Annotated in this window: 3 protein-coding genes and 1 pseudogene; all 4 read right to left on the reverse strand. The window is 68.6% G+C overall.

The features are described 5' to 3' along the window. Window positions 1-81: 81 nt before the first annotated feature. A complete protein-coding gene (locus AB1A62_RS21860) occupies window positions 82-1,500 on the reverse strand; it encodes an HlyD family type I secretion periplasmic adaptor subunit (protein ID WP_366663568.1) in 1,419 nt (472 codons plus the stop codon). Continuing rightward, the gene (locus AB1A62_RS21865; RefSeq protein ID WP_366663569.1) at window positions 1,497-3,266 is read right to left on the reverse strand and encodes a type I secretion system permease/ATPase; all 1,770 of its coding nucleotides are present in this window, start codon (window positions 3,264-3,266) and stop codon (window positions 1,497-1,499) included. Before AB1A62_RS21865 ends, AB1A62_RS21860 begins: the two co-directional genes overlap by 4 nt. A 154-nt stretch (window positions 3,267-3,420) precedes the next feature. Beyond that, complete coding sequence (locus AB1A62_RS21870) at window positions 3,421-5,922, reverse strand: calcium-binding protein (RefSeq protein WP_366663570.1); 2,502 nt, start codon at window positions 5,920-5,922, stop codon at window positions 3,421-3,423. 195 nt (window positions 5,923-6,117) lie between these two features. Continuing rightward, window positions 6,118-6,700 (reverse strand): annotated as a pseudogene (locus AB1A62_RS21875) (hypothetical protein); the annotation flags it as partial.

Consider the following 6,700-nt stretch of genomic DNA (forward strand, 5'->3'; position numbering starts at 1 on the left):
GGCGGGCGGCCCTCCCCCCTGGGCCGCTGCCTTTCCTGCCGCCGCCCGGGCTGCGGACGGCGGGTGCCGGGGTGCCCTGCGTCAGGTCTCGCCTTCCTTCAGCGCCTTGGACATGCTGGCGAGCACCGGGCTGATCAGATAGTTGGCTAGGGTCTGGCTGCCGGTTTCGATCATCGCCTGGGCCGGCATGCCGGGCAGGGTTTTCACATTGGGCAGGGCGGCCAGCTCCGCGTCCTTGATGCGGATATGCACCGGGTAATAGGTCTGGCCGGTGGCCCGGTCGGTGCTGGTGCCGGCCGCCACCATCACCACTTCGCCGGTGACCGGCGGGGTGGAGCGGAAGCTGTAGGCGGTCAGCGACACTCGCGCCAGGCTGCCCATCGAGACCTCGTCGATGTCCTCCACCGCGACCCGGGTTTCCACCAGGAGGCCGGCATCCTCGGGCATCAGCTCCAAGAGGGTGCGGCCGGGATCGACCACCTGGCCCAGGGTGTTGATAGCGAGCCCGACCACCCGGCCGCCGCGCGGCGCGCGGATGGTCAGCCGCTCGGCCACGTCGCGGGTGGCGTCCAGCCGCTGGCGAAGGTCGAGGATCTGCTCCTGCACCTCCTGGCTCTGGGCGGCGATCCGCGCCACCCGGTCGCGGCCGGTCTGCAGCAGCCGCTCCTCCATTTCGCCGATCTGCTCCAGCACATTGCCGCGGTCGCTTTCCAGCGCCCCCAGGGTGCCCAGCAGGTCGCTTTGCTGCATCTGCCGCTGGCTGATGCGGGTTTTCGGCACCAGGCCCTTTTCGAACAGCCCGGTCAGATCCGCCAGCTCCGCCTGCACCAGGGCCAGCTGCTCCTCAGTGGCCCGGATGCGGGCATCACGGCCCTTGAGCTGGTCGCCCAGCTGGGTGATGCGGCCCTGGATGATCTCCATCTGGCCGTCATAGAGCGCCCGGTTGGAGGCCAGCAGGTCCTGCTGCACCGCCACCAGCCGCGCCAGTTCCGGCGCCGCGGCAATCAGCTGCTCCAGCTCGGCGCCGGGGCGCAGCGTTTCGGCCTCCGCCAGGTCGGCCTCCAGCCGCGCCTGCTGCGCCAGGGTGCTGGCCAGCTGGGTGTTCAGGATCGCCAGCTGCGCCTGCACCCGGCGGCCGTCGAGCCGGGCGATCACCTGGCCTTCGCGGACGCGGTCGCCCTCGGCGACGTTCAGCTCGCGCAGGATGCCGCCTTCGAAATGCTGCACCGCCAGCCGGTCGCCGGCCACGTTGAAGCTGCCGCCGGCCACCACCGCGCTGGTCAGCTCCGCCCGGGTGGACCAGAACACCAGCCCGCCGAACAGGCCGAAGCCGCAGACCACCAGCCACAGCACCAGCTGGCGCACCCGGGTGGGCGGCCGCTTGGGCAGCGGGATGTCGTGGCTGCCGCCCGCGGGCATCAGGTCGCGGAAGCCGCTCTGCAGGCCGTCAGGGGCGCTGCTGCGGGCCGGGGTACGGGTCTCATGCTCTACCAGGCTCATGCGCTTTCTCCTTCAGCCGGAGGGGTCCGGGGGTCCTGGTCCGCCGGGCCCTTGCGGTGGCGGAACGGGGCGATCTTGGGGTCGTCGGAGTGGGCCGGGGCGGCGGCCATCGGCTGCGCCGCGGCCTCGATCACCTGGCGGGCCTCGCCGAAGCGGGCCAGGCGGCCGTCCTGCAGCAGCGCCGCATGGGTCACCCGGCGCAGCAGGCTGAGCCGGTGGGTCACCGCCACCACCGCAGCGCCGCGGGCGCAGGCTTCCTCGATGGCGCAGGCCAGCGCCTCTTCGCCCTCGGGGTCGAGATTGGCGTTGGGCTCATCCAGGATGATCAGCTTGCGCTCGCCGAAGAAGGCGCGCGCCAGGCCGATGCGCTGGCGCTGGCCGGCCGATAGGAACTCGCCGCGCGGGCCCACCTCGGCGTTGTAGCCGCCGGGCAGCGTTAGGATCATCTCATGCACCTGCGCCAGCTTGGCCGCCGCCACCACCTCCGACGGCTTGGCGTCCGGGTCCATCAGGGCGATGTTTTGCGCTACCGTGCCCTGGAACAGCTCCACCCGCTGCGGCAGGAAGCCGATATGCTGGCCGATCTGCGCCGGGTCCCAGTCGCTGAGCGCGGCATCGTCGATGCGGATGTGGCCGCGCACCAGCGGCTGCAGGCCTGCCAGCGAATGGGCCAGGGTGGTCTTGCCGGCGCCGGACGGGCCAATGAGACCCAGCGACTGGCCGGGCTTCAGCTCAAAGGAGATGTCCATCAGCAGCGGGTCCGGGCGGCCGGGCAGCACCACGGTGGCGTTCTCCACCGCCAGGCGGCCGTCCGGCTCCGGCAGGGTCAGCCGCTCCGGCGCGGCGCCGAGATGGGCCAGCAGGGTATTGAGCCGCCCTTGCGCGCTGCGCGCCTTGAGGAAGCCGCGCCAGCCGGCGATCGACTGCTCCACCGGCGCCGCGGCGCGGCCCAGCAGGATCGAAGAGGCAATCATCAGCCCCGGGGTCAGCTGGTTGTTGATCACCAGCACCACGCCGACGCCCAGCACCGCGATCTGCAGCCCCATGCGCACGGCCTTGGCCAGCGAGGTGATCAGCGCCACCCGGTCGGTGGCCAATGTGTTGAACAGCAGCGCCGAGAACGCCTTGAGCTGCCAGCGCGCGATCAGCGGGCCGGTCTTGCCCATGGCCCGGATCAGGCCGGCGTTCTGCATCATCTCCTCCACCGCGGCATTGGTCGCGGTGGCCTGCTTGCCGGCTTCATCCATCGGCTGGCGGGCCAGCATCTCGTTGAGCAGCGCCAGGGTGAACAGCAGCGCGATGCCGGCCAGCGCCACCAGGCCCAGGATCGGGCTGAACAGGAAGATCAGCGCCAGGAAGATCAGTGACCAGGGCGCGTCCAGGAGCGCCAGGAACACCGGGCTGGTGATAAAGCCGCGCAGCTCCTGGATGTCGCGGATGGGTTCGGCGCGGGCCAGGGCCGGCGGCATCTGGCCGCCGATCATGCCCTCCAGCACCACCGGGCTGAGCCGCGCTTCGAGGCGGGAGCCGAGCCGCGCCACCAGGCGCTGGCGCAGCATGTCGAAAATAAAAAAGAACACCAGCGCGATGCACGCGCCGGTGGTGAGAGCAATCAGGGTCGGAATGCTGCCCGAGGCCATGACCCGGGCAAACAGTTGCAGCATGTAGAGTGGCGCTGTCAGGATCAGGAGGTTCACGAAGATGCTGGCGGTGAAGATGGCTGCCAGCACACCCCTTTGTCCGTCGAATACCCGTTTTGTCTTCATTGTCGTTGCCCCCCGGCTGCACGAAGTGAAGTTGTAAAATCTGGAGGTCAGCGCCCTGGTCCAAGGATGCAATCCTTGGCCGGGGACCAAATCGCTGTCCTGAACCAGGGCTGGACGGGCCCGGGGTAAACCCCGGGCCCGCCGTTCCTAAAGCTCAGACACCGTGATGCAGGTTGCCCCAGATGTTGTCGTAGGCGTCATCGAAGACGTCCGCCGTGACCACGCGGATCGCTTCGTAGCTGCCCGCGTCGCCGGTGGTGACCGCGTTGATGCCGACACCGCCCCAGGGGTTGGTATCCTGGCCCAGCGAGGAGAACGGCGCTTCGTTGCCGGTCAGCCCTTCGATGGTGACCCAGGCGCCGCCCACCTTGATGGTGGTGTCGTAGCCGTCGTCAGAGACCACGGCATGGCCGCCGACGCCGTCATCGCCGCCATTGAGCTTCTCGAAGGCTTCCTGCGCCGAGATGTCGCCGGTGACACGGAACAGCAGCACGTCATGGTCTTCGTCGATGTCGAAGTCATGAATGGTGTCATGGCCATCGTTGGAGGTGAACACACCGTCCTTGTACTCCAGGTCGATGATGAAGACGTCCTGGCCGAAGCCGCCGGTCAGCCAGTCATTGCCTTCGCCGCCTTTCAGCCAGTCGTTGCCGCCATCGCCGAACAGGAAGTCCATGCCGGTGCCGCCATCCAGGAAGTCGTGGCCGCCGCCGCCGCGCAGACGGTCGTTGCCTTCTTCACCGTAGAGGCAGTCGCCGCCGCCGTTGCCGTAGAGCCGGTCGAGATCGTCGCCGCCCTTCAGGACATCGCGGCCGCTGCCGCCCATGAGCCTGTCTTCGCCAACGCCGCCGTCAAGGAAGTCCTTGCCGTGGTCGCCGCGCAGCGTGTCGTTGCCTTCGTCGCCGAACAGCGCGTCGTTGCCGTAGCCGCCCCGGATGTAGTCGTTGCCATCATTGCCGTGCAGCGTGTCATTGCCGTCGTCGCCGAAGATCCGGTCGTTGCCGTAGCCGCCAAAGGCCTTGTCGGCGTCATCGCCGCCCTTAATGGTGTCTCTGCCGTCGCCGCCTTTCAGCAGGTCGTGGCCGTCACCGCCATGCAGGCAGTCGTGACCGTCATCGCCGGACAGCTTGTCATCGCCGTCATTGCCGTAGAGCCGGTCGTTGCCGTCGCCGCCGCTGGCAACGTCGTGGCCGGTGCCGCCGATGATGACATCATTGCCGCCTTCGCCGAACATGGTGTCGTTGCCGCTGCCGCCGCGGATGCGGTCATTGCCGTCCGGGCCGTAGTCAACCGGCTCGTAGCAATCCGGGCAATCGACCGGCTTCATGTTGTGGCCGCCATCCATGCTGTGCTCTTGCGTCTTGGACGGCTCTTCGTCGTCGCAGCAGCTCCAGTCGATATAGGGCGCCTTGTAGTGATCGCTGCCCAGGTTTTTCGCCCGGTCGCCGAAGATCAGGTCGCCCTGGGCGCCGCCTTCCAGCACGTCGTTGTTGGAGCCGCCGCGCATGGTGTCGCGGCCGGCGCCGCCGTTGACGTCATCATAGCCGGCGCCGCCGCCCATCAGGTCACGGCCGGTGCCGCCCTGCATCAGGTCGTTGCCGTCTTCACCGAACATGGTGTCGCGGCCGCCCTGGCCGTCCATGGTGTCGTTGCCGTCACCGCCCAGCATGCAGTCGTTGCCGTCGACCCGCTCGCCTTTGTTGCCGGTGGTGGGATAGGCGCCGAAGTCAAGATCAGCCCCCTGGCCCTGGCGCTCGTCGCCGAACATCTCGTCGTCGCCGGAGCCGCCGATCACCAGGTCGTCGCCAAAGCCGCCGGCCATGCGGTCGTTGCCCTGCTGGCCATTCATCCGGTCATCGCCGTCGCGGCCGTACATGGTGTCGTTGTTGTTGGAATGGTCGTCGTCGCTCTCGCCGTAGAGGTCGAACTGGCCGTTGTCGCCCCACATGCAGTCGTCGCCGCCTTCGCCGTCCATGCAGTCGTTGCCGTCGTTGCCGTAGAGGTAGTCGCCGGCATCGCCGTCGCCGTATTCCGGCTCTGCGTAGTGATCGTCGTCGTTGAGGCGGCCGCGCTCGGTGTAGTCGCCGTCGGCGTCATCGCCGAAGATGTGGTCGTCGCCCTTGCCGCCGAACACGGTGTCGGAATCCAGCCCGCCCAGGAGGGTGTCGTCGCCGGTTTCGCCGTCGATGTAATCGCAGCCTTCGCCGCCGTCGATCCAGTCATCGCCGTCGTCGATATAGACCAGCTTGTAGACCGGCACTTCATACTCTTCCCAGGTCTCGTAATCGATATGGGTCTCGTAGTAGTGCACCACCTTTTCATAGCGGCCCTTGCCGTCGCCGTCGCCGCCGAACAGCTTGTCGTTGCCGGTGCCGCCATCGATCAGATCGTGGCCGTCCTTGCCTTCGATGTAATCCTGGCCTTCTTCGCCATAGAGCCGGTTGTTGCGCTCATTGCCGTAGATGGCGTCATCGCCGGCCCCGCCGGAGGCATTGTCGCCGGCATAGTGGTCGTTCAGGTTGATCACATTGCCGTCGGTGCCGCCCCATTCGGTGGTGCCGTCATTGTAGTCCGGGTCGTTCTTGTTGTCGCTGAAGCGGATATCGCATTCCGGATTGCAGACTTCCCAGTCAGGGTTCTGGTCTTCAATACCCATGGTAAACTTCCTCCTCGTTAAAATACGGGGCTGGGCTGCGGGCGGATGCCCTGGGCCGTGCCCCCGCCGGTGCCGCGGCCCAGGAAGGAACTCCCCGGGGGGCCGCTGGCGCATAAAGGCGTGGTGATGCCTTCTGGGGGTATTGCAGCGCATCCGCGCTGCCGCCGATGCCCCCAAATGGGGACAAAATGCGTGTTACAGGGCGGGCAGCTGCCAGCCGGTGCGGCTTTCCACCGCCGCGGCGGCGGCCTCGGCCGCCTGCTGCAGGGGGGCGTGCCAGTAGACCCCGGCCGCCAGCCCGGCGGCCGCCAGCAAGAGCGCGGCCGCGGCCAGCCCGCGGCGGCGGCGGCGCGGCCTGGGCAGGGCCTGGGCCAGCGCCTCAGCCACCGCCGCCTTCAGCACCGGTTCGAACTCGATCCGGAGCGCCCCCTCCATCCGGTTCACCGCCGTCTCCAGCTGGTCGATGCGGGCGGTGAGCGCGGCGCGGTCGGCCGCGGCCTTCTGCGCCTGGCGCTCGCCCAGCCCCTCGTTGAGGGTGGTGAACATCTCCACGATGCGCTTGTGCAGCTCCACCAGGTCGGCCTGGGCGGCCAGCGGCACCTCGCCCTGGCGCAGCACGGTGGCGATCTGCGCCAGCACCGCGTTGCTCAGCCGTGGCGGCTGCACCGGTTTGCCCTGCTGCTCCTGGGGCGGGGCCTGAGAGGCCGGTTCTGATGTGGCTTGGGCCGGGGCGTCCCGGCCGGGTTTGCTCGGAACCGGCTGGGCCTGGGGGGGGGCC

Source organism: Leisingera sp. JC11, from assembly GCF_040704725.1.
Taxonomy (GTDB): domain Bacteria; phylum Pseudomonadota; class Alphaproteobacteria; order Rhodobacterales; family Rhodobacteraceae; genus Leisingera.

Excerpts from the sequence above, each read along its gene's own strand:
- AB1A62_RS21860 (WP_366663568.1), bottom strand. The coding sequence starts at position 1,500 with ATGAGCCTGGTAGAGCATGAGACCCGTACCCCGGCCCGCAGCAGCGCC.
- AB1A62_RS21865 (WP_366663569.1), bottom strand. The coding sequence starts at position 3,266 with ATGAAGACAAAACGGGTATTCGACGGACAAAGGGGTGTGCTGGCAGCC.
- AB1A62_RS21870 (WP_366663570.1), bottom strand. The coding sequence starts at position 5,922 with ATGGGTATTGAAGACCAGAACCCTGACTGGGAAGTCTGCAATCCGGAA.